We start from the raw sequence: 14,425 nt of genomic DNA, 5'->3' as shown, positions 1-14,425 counted from the left end.
GCTCACTCCTCCTTCGCCTTCACCAGTATTATGTCCCCTATCGCGGTGACCCGGTCGTAGGGGACGCCGACCTTTTCTCCAGGCAGGCCCAGGGCGAGCACCTTTCCCCTGCCCCTGTCGATTTCGATTAGAATCTCATCGACGTAGCCGACGTAATAGCCCCTGGTGTTGTAAATCTGCTTGCCGTAGAGCTTCGAGAGGCGCATCACCATTTTAATCACCGGATTAGGTTATTGATGAACGTATTTAAACGTTACCTCACCGTCTCCTCGGGAGGCTCCTGGCCACCTCGAAGGCCCACCTCGCGAAGAGGGCGAAGAAGGCCAGTATTGCCCCCATCACACCGACCACGAAGAGGCTCGCCACGGCTCCCTCGGTTCCTTGGAGGGGTTCGTAGCCCTTGAAGACCAGCATGGCCGTAGCGAAACCGCCAAAGTAGCTCAGGGGCGCGAGGAACATATCGAGGTAGTTTGAGGGACCGATGATAATCATAGCCGCCATGACGGCTGCTATGAAGGCGTAAGCCCCGCTCGGCCCGACGTCGTGAACGGCCCAGGCCGCAGCGAGCAGCGACGTCGCCAGAAAGCCCAGGGGAAATGCGAGCGCAGTTGCCCTAGTCCTCAAAGTGTGCCTGGCTCCAACTAGAAGTCCAGCCAGCAAGCCGACGTAGATCAGGTAAACGAAGCCCTCGTTCCCGGATTCGGGTGAGTAGAAGGCCACCGCCAGGGCGAAGCCCACGAACGCCCCAACTCCCGTCCAGGACATGAGGGACTCCCAATCCAGCCTCATGGTTTCACGACCCGTATGGTTATCCTGTCACCGTCATTGAGGTCGAGCTTTTCCCTCAGGTAAACCGGCGCCACTATCTCGGCTATCTTTGGTGGGTGGACCGTTCTGGAGGGTATCACGATGGCCCCCTCGACCTCACCTATCCTCACGCGGTACGCCTTGACGTCCCCAAAGGTTCTTCCGTCCTTCACGAAGCCCGGGAGAATGACGGGCCTCACGCCGCAGAGGGCGTCGAAGACTGTCTTGGGGAAGAGAACGCGGACGTTCAGCGTTCCAGGATATGGGTCAAAGCCGAGGTACTCCCTTATCAGGCGCGAGTACTGGCGCACGTAGTAGGCCCCCTCGCCGATTCCCGATATTACCTCTCCGATTATCACGCCGTTGTATAGGACGCCGGATATGGCGTCGCACAGCTCCTCCAGAAACTCGAGGCCCTTGGGGCTTATCTCCACGCGGGTCTTCTTTCCATCGACGGACCTCTCGAGCAGGCCCTCCTCTTCCATCTCGTCAAGTAACCTGAGGACGGACTGCGGAGAGGTTCCCAGCTCCTCCGCCAGCTCGCGCATCGTGACCTTCACCTTGTTTCCCACCGCGCCCCTGCGGGCGAGAGAGATGAGCAGTTTTATCCTCTTCATATCCTTCCCCTCTTGGACAGTCTGTCCGCCAGCTTTAAAGGCATGGGATAGCCCTCATCAAGGAGGGACTCCACGATTCTCAACGCCGACTCCAGGTTGATGAGATGCCCGACGCTTACATAAGCTTTTCCCACCCTTTTGAACGAATTCCTCGGGGAGCCTCTCAGGGGTCTCTTGGCAACTCCAATCGTGGGCCGCCCTACCAGGAGGCCAATGTGGGAGGCCAAACCGTATCCCCTTGGGTGGGCTTTTCCATGTCCCTCAACGAGAAGGACGTCAAAGCTCTCCCCCCTGACGGCGAGAAGAACCGGCCGTGTCTCCCTCAGAAAGAAAAAAGTCGGGACGTAAGGGGCCGAAACCTCCATCTCCATGAACTTGGCCTTCACAACGGCACATTCTGGGAATGAGCAGAGGACAAAACCCGCCCGCGCGGTGTCCTCTTTATAAGCCACATCGACAGCCGCGACCGTTTTTATGGCGGACAAATCGAGCGGTTTTTCCACTACCCTCGCGGAGAGCTTTTCCTGGGCTTTGGCCATTCTTCCCAGCTTCGACTCATTAATCACATAATCACCGAATTACTGCTTTATTGGTTTACATAATTCTGCACTTGAGTGAGCTTGTCCTCCAGGCTTTTGCTCAGCTTGGCCCTCGTCAGGTCCTCGAGGGTCCTCTCGAGTATGCCCCTGGCCTGATCCTGCTTCACGCGGACGTTTACAAGTCCCTTCGGATATTCCAGCGTCATCAGCTCCTCGTAGGTTTCCTCCATCGTGCGGTAGGTCTTTTCCGCCCCCTCTATGTCTCCAGCCAGAAGGAGAAGCAGAAAATGCCTCCGCAGCTCACCGATGAAGTCCCCTATTCCGAGGGCGTAATCGGCGTGGGGAACCCCAAGCTCCCCGGGCGAGGGATATTCCTCACCGGTTATGTAGGCAAAGAACAGGCTCGCCTCAACGAACTCCTGGTGGGCGCTCTGAACGTAGCCGGTGTGGTACAGGTCCCTGTGGTCGGAGAGCATCTCCCTCAGCTCCGCAACCTTTCTGCCGGCGAGTTCGAGCCTCTCCCTTGCCCTCTCGACCTCACCCCTGTGGAGCGCCTTTACCGCGTCCCCGCTGAGCCGGACTATCTCCCTCGTGAGTTTGAGGGCTTCCTCCCTGAGTGAATCCTTCTCGTCGAGAACCGCTCTTATCTCTTCGATTATCTCCTTCATCTCCATACTCTCACCGGAGAAAGTTGGAGGGGAACCTTAAAAATGTGGGCTTGGCTGATCCCCCGCCTTCATTGACTGCCCTCGGCCTTCTCCAGCGGTCCGGAGGCCAAGCCCTGTCCGCCCGGCATCGTCGCACCCGCTCATCGCTGCCCGAACGCTCCCGGGCCCGGGCCACCGGGCGTCGTCGGACGCGGTAGAAAAATTTTCAGGAAAAATTTTAAGGGTTTCGGGTTTGATAACCTCCAGGAATATTCGGGTTCTTAATTCATGCCGAAAAGTATATAAGCGGACGAAGGGAGCTGACCATACAAACCCTCCAGAGGTGACGCTCATGGCTGAAAAGGTTAGGAACATCGTCGTTGAGGAGCTTGTAAGGACCCCGGTTGAGATGCAGAGGGTAGAGCTCGTCGAGAGGAAGGGAATAGGCCACCCCGACAGCATTGCCGACGGCATAGCCGAGGCCGTCAGCAGGGCCCTCAGCAGGGAGTACATCAAGCGCTATGGGATTATCCTCCACCACAACACCGACCAGGTCGAGGTCGTCGGTGGCAGGGCCTACCCGCAGTTCGGCGGCGGCGAGGTCATAAAGCCGATTTACATACTCCTCTCGGGAAGGGCCGTCGAGATGGTTGACAGGGAGTTCTTCCCGGTCCACGAGGTCGCGATAAAGGCCGCCCGCGACTACCTCAAGAGGGCCGTCAGGCATCTCGACCTCGAGAACCACGTCGTCATAGACTCCCGCATCGGGCAGGGAAGCGTGGACCTCGTGGGGGTTTTCAACAAGGCCAAGGAGAACCCGATTCCGCTCGCCAACGACACTTCCTTCGGTGTCGGCTACGCCCCCCTCAGCGAGACCGAGAGGATAGTCCTCGAGACCGAGAGGCTCCTCAACAGCGATGAGTTCAAGAAGAAGTGGCCAGCGGTGGGAGAGGACATCAAGGTCATGGGCCTCAGGAAGGGCGACGAGATAGACATAACCATCGCCGCCGCAATAGTGGACAGCGAGGTTGCCAACCCTGACGAGTACATGGCCGTCAAGGACGCCATCTACGAGGCCGCCCGCTCCGTTGCGGAGGAGCACACCGAGAGGAAGGTGAACATCTACGTGAACACCGCCGACGACCCCGAGAAGGGAATCTACTACATCACCGTCACAGGAACCAGCGCCGAGGCAGGTGACGACGGAAGCGTCGGCAGGGGCAACCGCGTGAACGGCCTGATAACCCCGAACAGGCACATGAGCATGGAGGCAGCTGCCGGAAAGAACCCGGTCAGCCACGTTGGAAAGATATACAACCTCCTCTCGATGCTCATAGCCAACGACATAGCCGAGCAGGTTGAAGGGGTTGAGGAGGTCTACGTCAGGATACTGAGCCAGATAGGCAAGCCCATCGACGAGCCCCTCGTAGCTAGCGTTCAGGTCATACCGAAGAAGGGCTACAGCCTGGAAACCATTCAGAAGCCCGCATATGAGATAGCCGACGCCTGGCTCGCCGACATAACGAAGATACAGAAGATGATCCTCGAGGACAAGCTGAACGTCTTCTGATTTCCTTCCCTTTTCATTGCAAAAGTTTTTGAAAACATCAAACGGCAGGATAACCGTTCTGCTTGAGGACCCTCACGAGCTTCGCCTCCTCTAGGGCAAGGGCGACCTTCTCCTTCTTCACCTTCGCGAGCTGGGAAGCGGTGGCCTTCTTCTGGCGCACCAGCCTCACGAGCCTGGCCTCCTCGAGGGCGAGGAGTTCCTTCCTCTTCTTGACGACCTCAAGCCTTTTCTGAAGCAGGGTGGATTTCAACCTCTCCATGGTATCACCTGAATTCTTAAGCGCCCCCGACCTTATAAGCTTTTCGATGAATGCTACATCAACCTTCGACAATCAACGGAGACAAGGATATAAATCCCCCGGCCATAGGGCCACAGGTGGGTGAGATGATAATAGCAGTAACCGGAACTCCCGGCGTTGGAAAGACGACGGTTTCAAAGCTCCTCAGCGAGAGGCTCGGCTACGAGTACGTGAGCGTCAAGGACTTCGCCCTCGAGCGGGGCATCGGGGAGAGGGTTGGGGACGAGCTAGAGATAGACGTGGACGAGCTGGCCGATGCAATGGCCGGGGAATTCAAAGGAAGGGACGTCGTGATAGACGGCCACCTGAGCCACTTCGTTCCAGCCGATGTCGTGGTCGTCCTTCGCGCCCACCCGAGGCTCATCGCCGAGAGGCTCGAGAAGAGAGGCTACCCGAGGAAAAAGCTGGCCGAGAACGTCGAGGCCGAGCTGGTCGATGTTATCCTCGTCGAGGCCCTTGAGGAGAACGAGAACGTCCTCGAGGTGGACACCACCGGAAAAACGCCCGAGCAGGTCGTGGAGGAGATAATCGGTCTGATTGAAAAGGGTATTACGAGGCGCGTTGGGGTCGTGGACTGGAGCGGGGTGTATGACGATGTTCTCCCGTACCTCGACCTCGGTGGCTGAGGGGGTGGTGCAATGAGGATCGTGTCGATCACGGACGTTCACGGGGATAGGAGGAAGGCCGAGGCACTTTCCAGGGTTCTTTCGCGGGAGGATTTTGACATACTCCTCATAGCCGGCGATGTAACCAACTTCAGCAACGCCGAAACCGCGCGGGAGGTTCTCGGACCCCTCCTCGACCTCGGCGTCTCAACTCTTGCCGTTCACGGCAACTGCGATGGCAGGGACGTCCCGGCCCTGCTCGAGGAGCTTGGGGTGGGGGTTCACGACCGGAGGAGGGAAATCAAAGGCGTCGGCTTCATCGGCGTAGGCGGCTCAAACATCACCCCCTTTAACACTATCTGGGAGCTCACGGAGGACGAGATACGGGCGATCCTTGAGCGGAACTACCGGCCTGGCGACGTGATCCTCTCCCACGTTCCGCCCAGGAACACCAAAACGGACCTCACACACTCCGGCCTCCACGTCGGCAGCTCCGCCCTCAGGGAGTTCATCGAGGCGAGGGAGCCGCCACTGGTCGTCGTTGGCCACATTCACGAGGCGAGGGCGGTTGATAGAATCGGCGGGACGGTAGTCGTGAACCCAGGGCCGCTCTTCAGGGGCCACTACGCGGTGATCGATTTCGATGAAAGGGAGAAAAGGGTCGAGAACGTCGAGCTTCTCAGGCTTTAGACGAGCTTTTTCTCCCTGAGAACTTTCTCCATTCTGTCCATAGCTTCCTCGAGCTTCTCGTAGGCAGTGGCGTAGCTTATCCTTATGTAGCCCTCGCCGGCCTTTCCGAAGGCCGAGCCGGGAACAACTGCTACCTTTGCCTCTTTGAGCATCAGCTCGCTGAACTCCTTGTCGGTCAGGCCGGTGTCCCTCACGCGGGAGAATATGTAGAACGCTCCTTTCGGCTTCACGGTTGGCAGGCCCATCTCGTTTAAACGCTTCCAGACGAGATTTCTCCTGCGGTCGTACTCTCTCCTCATCTCCTCAACGGCCTTCCAGCTCCTCGGGTCGTCGAGTGCTTTAGCGGCCGCGTACTGGGCGAAGGTGACCGGGCAGGTGGCGTTGTACATCTGGAAGCGGGTCATCTTCTCGATTATCCACGCCGGAGCCGCCACGAAACCCAGCCTCCACCCGGTCATGGCGAAGGTCTTGGAGAAGCCGTTTACCGTTATAGTTCTCTCGAACATGCCGTCTAGAGAAGCGATGCTGTAGTTCCTTGCCCCGTCGTAGACGAAGTGCTCGTAGACCTCGTCGCTAAAAACCATCAGGTCGTGCTCCACCGCGAAGTCGGCTATCTCCTCGACGTCCTTCCTGGTGAGAACCGCGCCGGTGGGGTTGTTGGGACTGTTGATGATGAGCGCACGGGTCTTCTCGCTCACGTGCTTCTTAAGGTCATCAACGCTAAGCCTGAACTCGTTCTCCTCGTAGGTTGGCACCTCGACCGGCTTTCCGCCGGCGAGGATTACCGCTGGAGCGTAGCTGACGAACATCGGGCTCGGAATGAGGACCTCCTCCCCCTCCCTGAGGAAGGCCGCTAGGCCCATTATGAACGCCTGGTTCGCTCCCACCGTGACCATTATCTCGCTCTTCGGGTCTGCCTCTACGCCGTTCTGCTCTTTAAGCTTCCTCGCTATCGCCTCGCGGAGCATAGGAAGACCTGCGTTTGGGCCGTAATGAGTCATTCCCCTGTCCAATGCCTCCTTGGCGTACTCCTTTATGTGCTCCGGCGTGTCGAAGTCCGGCTCGCCGATTCCAAGGGAGATCAGACCCTCGACGCCTTGGGCAAGGTCGAAAAGCTTTCTAATCTCAGAAGGGTTTACGAGCTCGAGTCTGTCGCTCAGCGCCATGAACATCACCGCTTTTCCTTCTCGGCGATGTTTATAACCTTACCTGGGCGAAAAGATGGACATCGAAGTGCAGATAAAGACGTTGGGGGACACGATTTTGGATAGAGAGACCCTCGATTCAGTTCTCCGGGACCATTCCGGTAGACATCTATGTTTCACCTGGGATTATCTCCTTCTGGGCGTTAGTCCTCCGGATTGAGCATTTCAAAATCCTCCAGATCCCACACGAGCCAACCCCTGCTCCTCAGACTCTCCTTTCCATCAACCTTCCTCGCAACAAGCCCATAGCTTTTCTCCCACCCGTCAAGCCCAACAAGCTCGATCTTTCTTTCAAGGTCCCCAAGAATCCCCCTCGCTTCCCTCTCGCTCAGCTCCTTCCACTTAACCTCGATGGACAGAACCTTGTTCTCACGCTCGTTCAGAGCAAGCAGGTCGATTTCTTCACTCTTGCGCCACCATCTTCCAATCCTGGTGAACCTGAACGGAAGTCTTCCAGCCCTGTTCAGCCCGACCAGAAACTGCTCGGCGACTTTCTCGAAGACGAAGCCGAGGTAGTGGTTGAACTCCACCTTGATGTCCTCAACGACGTCGAGGCCCATCTCGATCTCGCCCCGCAGAGGGTAAACGAAACGGAACCAGAAGGCGAAGAGGTTGTCGCTTATCCTGTAGATTCCCCTCCTCCCACCGGTAACTGGGAACTCCTCAGTTACGTAGCCCATCTCCTGAAGAACACTGAGGTATTTGCCGAGGGAGTTCTTTTCAATCCGCGCCTTATCGGCTATCTGGCCGAAGCGGTTGTAGCCAAGCGCTATCGCTCTGAGAATTGAGAAGTAGCGCGAAACGTCCCTCAGCTCCTCGCGGAGGAGGTATTTCGGCTCGTCGTAGTACTTGGCCCCCTTGGAGAGGACCAGCCTTCTGATGTTCTCCCAGAAGCCGAGACCGGGGTTGTAGTCGGCCCAGTACTGGGGAACACCGCCGAAGACGGCGTAAACATGGATTGCCTCCTCAAGGCTCATCTGGTGAAACTTTCTCGCGCTGAAGAAGTCCATCTCCTCAACCTTCCATGCACCGGTTCTTCTGCCGTACACCGGCGATTTTGCCGAGAGGATCCCCTCCATGAACGAAACAAGAGAGCCGCAGAGGATTAACATTATCTTCGTTTTTGAGAGGCTCGTATCCCAGTACTTCTGGAGGACGCTGAGGAACTCCCTGTGGGCCTTGGCCACGTACTGAACCTCGTCTATGACGACCACGAGTCTTTCCGAGCTTTTTTCAGAGAGATAAGCAAAGAAAGCCCTCCAGTTCCTTAACGGGTTCTCCCTCAGCACCGGATCGTTGAAGTAATCGGCCAGTTTCTCTGAAAAGTCCTCGAGAACGGTCTCGCTCTCCTCGGCGAGAAGGTAAAGCCCACCGACCTCCGAGAGGAACCGCTGGAGGAGGTAGGTCTTACCTATCCTCCTTCGCCCGTAGAGAATTATCAGCTCCGCACTCTCAGAACCGTATCTATCCTTCAGGAACTCAAGCTCCCGCTCCCGGTCAATAAACTTACTCGTGAGTATCATACTTTAGAGTACGTTTTCCCATTTATAAGGGTTTCGAAGTCTTCCAAATCCAGACGAGGCGGCCTTCTTTCTTCAGTCTTTCGTTGCCTTTTCTTTTGAAAGCCTCGCCCTTCAGGGCAGATTGGAGGTCAGCTCCCACCTTAAGGGTAAAGGGTTTTCGGGAGAAAAAGACAATAGCTCAAGGGCCCTCCTTCCAAACCGCGAGCCCCTCAACAACCAGAACGTCCAGCTCAGCGGCTCTAAAGGTTCTCAGAGCGTCCTCGGGTGAGCAGACTATCGGCTCGCCGTGCATGTTGAAGCTCGTGTTTAGAACCGCCCCGAGCCCGGTTCTGCGCTCGAAGGCCTTGATGACTTCGTAGTAAACCGGATTAACCTCTTTCCTCACCGCCTGGGGCCTCGTCGTGCCATCAACGTGAACCACAGCGGGGGCGAGCTTCCTGAACTCATCGCTGGCCGCGTAGCTCATCGTCATGAACTCGTTAGGCAGACCGTTGAGGTCTTCAAGGTATTCCCCTGCCTTCTCCCACAGCAGGGAGGGCGCAAAGGGCTGGAAGACGTCGCGTTTTAAGGCCACGTTTAGTCTCTCCTTCACGCGCTCATCGCGGGGGTCAGCTAAAATCGAGCGGTTGCCCAGGGCCCTCGGCCCGAACTCCATTGCCCCCTGGAAGAAGCCGACGAGTTTTCCCTCCGCCAATGCATCGGCCACGAAGCCGGCATCAACCTCCTCAAACTCGAGGCCTTCCCTCCTCAGGAACTCCTCAACTTCCTCCTTCCTATAGGCCGGCCCGAGGTAGACGTGCTCAAGCCTGAAGGGCCTCCATCTTCCGTCGAGCCTGTCCATCTGAGCTTTCACGAAGACTGCCGCACCGAAGGCCAAGCCTCCGTCGTCCATCGCCGGAAAGACCCAGAGGTTGCCGTCCCCGAAGACTTGCCTCAAAACGGCGTTGGCTTTTACGTTCTGGGCGACCCCTCCGGCGTAGGCGAGCGGAAGGCCATAGCCCTTCAGCTTGAGCCCCAGCTCCCCGATGAGCATCTCAAGGTGCCGTTGAGCGCTGGCCGCTATATCTATCGCCTTCTTCTGGAGCTCGCCGTCGAGCTTCCCGCGCTTCATCTGGTTTGCTATCTCCCTCGCCTTTGAGAATGGATAGTGGAAGAGCTCCGCCAGCCTTCTCGTCGCTTCCACGCCGATGACCTTGAGGTGGTTGTCGAAGCTCAGCCCGTTCAGCTCGATTATCGCGCTCAAATCGTAGGCCGGCCTTCCATAGGCGGCGAGGCTCATCACCTTTCCCTCGTGGCGCATCGGTTTGAAGCCTAAAAGTTCAGTAACCGAGGCATAGAAGTCGCCGAGGGAGTCGATGTAGGTGCTCTGGGCAATCCTGATCATCTCGCCATCTCTCGCCACGTAGATTGACGAGCTGAGCCCGTCGCCGGCCGCGTCTATGCTGATTGCCAGGGCATCGCGCCAGCCCGAGGTGTAGTAGGCCGAGGCCGAGTGCGCTAAATGATGCTCGACGAAGATGACTTTCCTCTTGAAGTCCGGCCCAAAAATTGCCTTCAGGTTCTCCTCAAGCTCAAGGAGGCGTTTCTGCTTCCTGAAGATCCCAGCTACCGCTATGACCTCGACGTCTCCAGGCTCAACACCCGCCATCTCGAGGACCTTCTCGACGCTCAGCTTTGGGAAGCCCCTGAACTTCTTGACCCTGTTCAGCCTCTCCTCGTTCACCGCGAAAATTCTCTCTCCTTCTATCAGCACCGCTCCGGCGTCGTGACCGTCGTGGATCCCGAGTATCATGGGAGTGCCTTCGATGTCCGTTTTTTAAACGTTGGGGGAGGGAAGGATTTAAAAACGCTATCAAATGAATACATCTGATGGGGGTGAGACCGTGAGGAAGGCTGCCGCGTTCCTTGCGATTATGATGGTGGCGCTGGTCCCCCTTGCCGGTGTCGCTGGCGCCGCCACCTGGGACTACAAGAGCTTCATCAAGCAGTCCGTGGCCTGGTACTACCTCTACCAGGATAAGGAGGAGACCTTCAACGAGCTTTACAACCTCAGCGTCCAGATGAACGTCAGCAATGAGACCCTTCAGCTGGCCCTCGAGCTCTACAGCAACGCCACCACCGAGTACGACCAGGCCCTCGCCTACGGCCTCCCGAGTGACGGCAGGAGCCTTGGCTGGATCGTCTTCAGCGTCCACATAAGGAAGGCTTACATCTACGTCAGTGAGGCCGTTGAGGTCCTCGAGGAAGCCCTGAAGGAGCTCGAGGCCCAGGCCGCCTGATTCCTCTTTTTTCTTCCTTGTTTCTTCAAAGGAGAAATTTGGAGAAAAAGAATCAGTAGGTTCTCGCGAACCTCGCGATGAACTTGGCCTCCCTGCCGCAGACCGGGCACTTCCTGCCCTCGATGCCTTCTTTGGCCTTATCCTCGGGATAGGGAGTTCCAAGCATCTTGGCGTCAAGTTCTTCCTCCATCTTGAGGCCGCACTCCTCGTCACCGCACCAGGGGATCTCAACTATTCCGCGCCTGTCATCGAAGACCGCTCTGGCCTCCTCGATGGTATCGACGCGCTTGATGTGGCTCTCGAGGAACTCCCTGGCCCTGTTGTGGAGGTTCTCGTGGATCTCGTCGAGGGTCTTCCTGACCTCTTCAACGATGGCATCGCGCTCGACGGTGACCTTTTCAAGGGTATCGCGCCTCGCGAGGACGGCTTTCCTCCCCTCAACGTCCCTCGGGCCGACCTCTATCCTGAGCGGAACGCCCTTGAGCTCCCAGTCGTAGTACTTCCTGCCCGGCCTTATATCGCGCTCGTCCACGTGAACCCTGAGGCCAGCGTTTCTGAGCTCCTCCGCTATCTCCCTCGCGTAGGCGAATACATCGGCCTCGGCGTCCTTCTTCGGAATCGGGACGATGACGACCTGTATGGGGGCTATCGTCGGCGGGAGGACCATTCCGTTGTCGTCGCCGTGCACGGCTATGACCGCCGCCAAAAGGCGCTCGCTCATTCCAAAGGTCGTCTGGTGGACGAACTCGTGCTCGCCGGTTTCAGTCTCGTACTGTATGTTGTAGGCCTTGGCGAAGTTCTGGCGGTAATTGTGCATCGTCCCTATCTGGAGCGTCCTGCCGTCGGGCATCATTATCTCGGCTCCGAGCGAGTAGTAAGCCCCGGGGAACTTGTCCCACTCGGGGCGCTTGGAGACTATGTAGGGCAAGGCCAAGAACTTCGCGAGGCGGTCGAATATCTCGAGGTCCTCCTTGATCTGCCTTTCGGCGTCCTCGTAGCTGTCGTGGGCTGTGTGGGCCTCAAAGAACCTGCTTATCTCCCTGACCCTTATCAGGGGCCTTGTGTGCTTGGTCTCATAGCGGTAGGTGTTCACTATCTGGTAAACCTTGAAGGGTAAATCAGCGTGGGAGCGGATCCAGAGGGAGAACATCGAGTACATCGCGGTTTCGCTCGTCGGGCGGAGGATCAGCCTGATATCCAGCGGGTCTAAACCGGCATGCGTCACCCAGTAGACCTCGTCCTCGAAGCCCTTTATGTGCTCGGCCTCCTTCTGGAACTCGGTTTCCGGAATGAGGGCAGGGAAGAGAACCTCCTCGTGGCCGGTTCTCTCCATCTCGGAGTGGATAAAGCGCTCGATGTTGCGCATTATCTTGAGCCCGTAGGGGAGCCAGATGTTCATTCCCTTGACCGGATAGCGCTTGTCCTGGATTCCCGCCGTCTCGATCAGCTCGTTGTACCACTCGCTGAAGTTCTCGCTCCACTTTTCCCGCCTTACCTTGGCCATTCGCACCACCTAAAGGGAGAACCGGCCAAAGTTTTTAAGCTTTCCCGGCCCGGTTTGGGCGATCTGACGAGGCAGAAAACCTTATTAGGCCGTTTCGATATTCATCTTAAGGTGATATCATGAGGCCGAGGGTGGCCGTTCTCTTCAAGATGAAGAGCAGGCCTTTGGAGGAACTGAGGAAGTACGCGGACGTCGAGCTGATTCTCTATCCGGGCGTGGAGGAGCTGAAAGAGAGAATAGGGGAGTTCGACGGGGTGATAGTTTCCCCCCTCAACCCCCTGCCCGGCGAGGTCATCGAGAGGGCCGATAGGCTGAAGGTGATAAGCTGCCACTCCGCTGGTTATGACCACGTTGACGTTGAGGCGGCAACGAGGAAGGGAATATACGTGACCAAGGTGGCGGGGGTTCTCAGCGAGGCCGTTGCGGAGTTCGCCGTCGGCTTAACCATCGCGCTCCTCAGGAAGATAGCCTACGCCGACAGGTTCATTCGCTCAGGAAAGTGGGACTCCCACAGGACGGTGTGGAGCGGTTTCAAGGAAATAGAGACCCTCTACGGCAAAAGGGTCGGAATTCTCGGCATGGGGGCGATAGGAAAGGCCATAGCCCGGAGAATGAAGGCGATGGGGACGGAGATACTCTACTGGTCGCGCTCGAGGAAGCCCGATATAGAGGAGGAAGTTGGGGCCAAATACCTTCCGCTCGACGACGTCCTGAGGGAGAGCGATGTAGTTATCCTGGCCCTCCCGGCCACGAGAGAAACCTACCACATCATCAACGAGGAAAGGCTGGAACTCCTCGAAGGCAAATACCTCGTCAACATCGGGCGCGGGAGCCTGGTCGATGAGAGTGCCCTCGTCAAGGCGCTCGAGGACGGAAATCTGAAGGGCTACGCGACGGACGTATTCGAGAACGAGCCGGTGCAGGAGCACGAGCTCTTCAGGTACGAGTGGGAGACGGTTTTAACGCCCCACTACGCCGGCTTGAGTAAGGAGGCGATGGAGGACATGGGCTTCCAGGCGGTGAGGAACCTCCTGGCTGTTCTCAGGGGTGAGGTCCCGGAGACGCTCGTGAACAGGGGGGTCCTCAAGATACGCCCGCCCGAGAAGGTTAAGATGCTCTGAGGTGGTTGCGATGCTCGTCGATGAGCTGAGGGAAATCACCCGGGTTCCGGGGATTTCCGGCTACGAGGAAAAGGTCAGGGAGAAGATTGCGGAGTGGGTCGAGCCGTACGCCGACTACACCGTTGACACCATTGGAAACCTGCTCGTCGAGCTCGGCGAGGGCGAGCTTAAGGGCATCTTCATGGCCCACATGGACGAGATAGGGCTTCTCGTGACGGGCATAAGGCCCGACGGAAAGCTGACCTTCAGGAAAATCGGCGGCATAGACGACAGGTTGCTCTACGGCAGGCATCTCGACGTGATAACCGAGAGCGGGAGGCTCGACGGCGTCATTGGCGCCCTTCCGGTGCACCTCAACCTTGAACGGAAGTTCGACACCGTTCCATGGAGCAAGCTCGCCATAGACATCGGGGCTGAAAGCCGGGAGGAGGCTGAAGAGCTCGGCGTTAAGGTGCTCGACTACGCGGTCTTCAAGAAGCACTTCGCGGTTCTCAACGGCCGCTACGTCTCCACCCGCTCCCTCGATGACCGCTTTGGGGTCGTTGCCCTCGTGGAGGCGATAAAGGACCTCGTTGACCACGACCTCGACGGGCGCTTCATCTTCGCCTTCACGGTCCAGGAGGAGATTGGCCTCAAGGGCGCCCGCTTTTTGGCGGAGCGTTACACTCCGAGATACGCCTTTGCCGTCGATTCCTTCGCCTGCTGCGGCGAGCTTACTGGTAACGTTCGCCCCGGCGGGGGAGCGGTGATAAGGGCCGTGGACAACTCGGCCATCTACACGAGGAGGCTCGCCAGAAAGGTCGCGGAAATAGCGTCGAGAAACGAGATTCCCCTCCAGATTGGCGTAACCGGCGGTGGAACCGACGCCTCGGTCTTCCAGGGAAAGAGCGAAGTCCTCGCCCTGAGCGTGCCCATAAGGTACCTCCACAGCGAGGTGGAGACCCTTCACCTCGGGGACCTTGAGGCCCTGATAAAGCTCATAGAGGCGATTGCCTTCGAACTCTGAAGAACGGGGGTGAT

The 14,425-nt window shown here is 57.7% G+C and carries 16 protein-coding genes; 6 read left to right on the top strand and 10 right to left on the bottom strand.

All coding sequences use genetic code 11. The features are described from left to right. Positions 1–2: 2 nt before the first annotated feature. From CL1_RS00660 to CL1_RS00640, 5 genes are read right to left on the bottom strand one after another with little or no spacing between them, the layout of a single operon-like run. On the bottom strand, positions 3–212 hold the full coding sequence (locus CL1_RS00660) for a PRC-barrel domain-containing protein (protein WP_014787987.1): 210 nt from the start codon (positions 210–212) through the stop codon (positions 3–5). Positions 213–258: 46 nt separating this feature from the next. Next, the gene (locus tag CL1_RS00655; protein WP_014787986.1) at positions 259–765 is read right to left on the bottom strand and encodes a hypothetical protein; all 507 of its coding nucleotides are present in this window, start codon (positions 763–765) and stop codon (positions 259–261) included. A 20-nt stretch (positions 766–785) separates the two neighbouring features. Then, positions 786–1,424 (bottom strand): DUF120 domain-containing protein, encoded by a 639-nt coding sequence (locus CL1_RS00650; RefSeq protein WP_014787985.1) that lies wholly within the window; start codon positions 1,422–1,424, stop codon positions 786–788. Beyond that, complete coding sequence (locus CL1_RS00645) at positions 1,421–1,963, bottom strand: endonuclease V (protein WP_048152314.1); 543 nt, start codon at positions 1,961–1,963, stop codon at positions 1,421–1,423. The genes CL1_RS00650 and CL1_RS00645 overlap by 4 nt, the downstream gene beginning before the upstream one ends. Before the next feature lie 47 nt (positions 1,964–2,010). Continuing rightward, entirely contained in the window at positions 2,011–2,637 is a 627-nt protein-coding gene (locus CL1_RS00640; RefSeq protein WP_014787983.1) for a translin family protein, read from the bottom strand. A gap of 325 nt (positions 2,638–2,962) precedes the next feature. Between CL1_RS00640 and CL1_RS00635 the strand changes: the two genes are divergently transcribed. Then, entirely contained in the window at positions 2,963–4,180 is a 1,218-nt protein-coding gene (locus CL1_RS00635) for a methionine adenosyltransferase (protein ID WP_014787982.1), read from the top strand. A 37-nt stretch (positions 4,181–4,217) separates the two neighbouring features. On the opposite strand, the gene CL1_RS00630 is transcribed toward CL1_RS00635, so the two are convergent. Continuing rightward, positions 4,218–4,439, bottom strand: coding sequence for a hypothetical protein (locus tag CL1_RS00630; RefSeq protein WP_187287169.1), 222 nt, complete (start codon positions 4,437–4,439; stop codon positions 4,218–4,220). A gap of 125 nt (positions 4,440–4,564) precedes the next feature. Here CL1_RS00630 and CL1_RS00625 point away from each other — a divergent pair, with 125 nt between their 5' ends. Further along, on the top strand, positions 4,565–5,104 hold the full coding sequence (locus CL1_RS00625) for an adenylate kinase family protein (protein WP_014787981.1): 540 nt from the start codon (positions 4,565–4,567) through the stop codon (positions 5,102–5,104). Positions 5,105–5,116: 12 nt separating this feature from the next. Next, entirely contained in the window at positions 5,117–5,773 is a 657-nt protein-coding gene (locus CL1_RS00620) for a metallophosphoesterase (RefSeq protein ID WP_014787980.1), read from the top strand. Here the strand turns inward: CL1_RS00620 and CL1_RS00615 are convergent. From CL1_RS00615 to CL1_RS00605, 3 genes are all read right to left on the bottom strand, one after another. Beyond that, on the bottom strand, positions 5,770–6,939 hold the full coding sequence (locus CL1_RS00615) for a pyridoxal phosphate-dependent aminotransferase (RefSeq protein ID WP_014787979.1): 1,170 nt from the start codon (positions 6,937–6,939) through the stop codon (positions 5,770–5,772). The genes CL1_RS00620 and CL1_RS00615 overlap by 4 nt on opposite strands. A gap of 182 nt (positions 6,940–7,121) precedes the next feature. Next, positions 7,122–8,501, bottom strand: coding sequence for an ATP-binding protein (locus CL1_RS00610; protein ID WP_014787978.1), 1,380 nt, complete (start codon positions 8,499–8,501; stop codon positions 7,122–7,124). Between the two features lie 178 nt (positions 8,502–8,679). Next, a complete protein-coding gene (locus CL1_RS00605; RefSeq protein WP_014787977.1) occupies positions 8,680–10,293 on the bottom strand; it encodes a carbamoyltransferase family protein in 1,614 nt (537 codons plus the stop codon). Between the two features lie 91 nt (positions 10,294–10,384). On the opposite strand from CL1_RS00605, the gene CL1_RS00600 reads away from it, so the two are divergent. After that, positions 10,385–10,780 carry a pyrolysin gene (locus CL1_RS00600; RefSeq protein ID WP_148267254.1) on the top strand — a complete coding sequence of 132 codons (396 nt, stop codon included), beginning with the start codon at positions 10,385–10,387 and terminating at the stop codon, positions 10,778–10,780. 52 nt (positions 10,781–10,832) lie between these two features. Here CL1_RS00600 and proS read toward each other — a convergent pair whose 3' ends face one another. Then, entirely contained in the window at positions 10,833–12,284 is a 1,452-nt protein-coding gene (proS, locus tag CL1_RS00595) for a proline--tRNA ligase (protein ID WP_014787975.1), read from the bottom strand. Between the two features lie 119 nt (positions 12,285–12,403). On the opposite strand from proS, the gene CL1_RS00590 reads away from it, so the two are divergent. Continuing rightward, entirely contained in the window at positions 12,404–13,405 is a 1,002-nt protein-coding gene (locus CL1_RS00590; RefSeq protein ID WP_014787974.1) for a 2-hydroxyacid dehydrogenase, read from the top strand. Between the two features lie 10 nt (positions 13,406–13,415). Further along, positions 13,416–14,411 carry a M42 family metallopeptidase gene (locus CL1_RS00585; protein ID WP_014787973.1) on the top strand — a complete coding sequence of 332 codons (996 nt, stop codon included), beginning with the start codon at positions 13,416–13,418 and terminating at the stop codon, positions 14,409–14,411. The last annotated feature ends 14 nt before the right edge of the window (positions 14,412–14,425 follow it).

This window comes from Thermococcus cleftensis (assembly GCF_000265525.1).
Lineage (GTDB): Archaea > Methanobacteriota_B > Thermococci > Thermococcales > Thermococcaceae > Thermococcus > Thermococcus cleftensis.
This window is presented reverse-complemented; position numbering and strand designations above follow the sequence as displayed.

Bases quoted from the DNA above. Each gene is read 5' to 3' on its own strand.
- CL1_RS00655 (WP_014787986.1), bottom strand. From the start codon at position 765: ATGTCCTGGACGGGAGTTGGGGCGTTCGTGGGCTTCGCCCTGGCGGTG.
- CL1_RS00610 (WP_014787978.1), bottom strand. From the start codon at position 8,501: ATGATACTCACGAGTAAGTTTATTGACCGGGAGCGGGAGCTTGAGTTC.
- CL1_RS00660 (WP_014787987.1), bottom strand. From the start codon at position 212: ATGGTGATGCGCCTCTCGAAGCTCTACGGCAAGCAGATTTACAACACC.
- CL1_RS00635 (WP_014787982.1), top strand. From the start codon at position 2,963: ATGGCTGAAAAGGTTAGGAACATCGTCGTTGAGGAGCTTGTAAGGACC.
- CL1_RS00630 (WP_187287169.1), bottom strand. From the start codon at position 4,439: ATGGAGAGGTTGAAATCCACCCTGCTTCAGAAAAGGCTTGAGGTCGTC.
- CL1_RS00625 (WP_014787981.1), top strand. From the start codon at position 4,565: ATGATAATAGCAGTAACCGGAACTCCCGGCGTTGGAAAGACGACGGTT.
- CL1_RS00650 (WP_014787985.1), bottom strand. From the start codon at position 1,424: ATGAAGAGGATAAAACTGCTCATCTCTCTCGCCCGCAGGGGCGCGGTG.
- CL1_RS00585 (WP_014787973.1), top strand. From the start codon at position 13,416: ATGCTCGTCGATGAGCTGAGGGAAATCACCCGGGTTCCGGGGATTTCC.
- CL1_RS00605 (WP_014787977.1), bottom strand. From the start codon at position 10,293: ATGATACTCGGGATCCACGACGGTCACGACGCCGGAGCGGTGCTGATA.
- proS (WP_014787975.1), bottom strand. From the start codon at position 12,284: ATGGCCAAGGTAAGGCGGGAAAAGTGGAGCGAGAACTTCAGCGAGTGG.
- CL1_RS00645 (WP_048152314.1), bottom strand. From the start codon at position 1,963: ATGGCCAAAGCCCAGGAAAAGCTCTCCGCGAGGGTAGTGGAAAAACCG.
- CL1_RS00620 (WP_014787980.1), top strand. From the start codon at position 5,117: ATGAGGATCGTGTCGATCACGGACGTTCACGGGGATAGGAGGAAGGCC.
- CL1_RS00640 (WP_014787983.1), bottom strand. From the start codon at position 2,637: ATGGAGATGAAGGAGATAATCGAAGAGATAAGAGCGGTTCTCGACGAG.
- CL1_RS00615 (WP_014787979.1), bottom strand. From the start codon at position 6,939: ATGGCGCTGAGCGACAGACTCGAGCTCGTAAACCCTTCTGAGATTAGA.
- CL1_RS00590 (WP_014787974.1), top strand. From the start codon at position 12,404: ATGAGGCCGAGGGTGGCCGTTCTCTTCAAGATGAAGAGCAGGCCTTTG.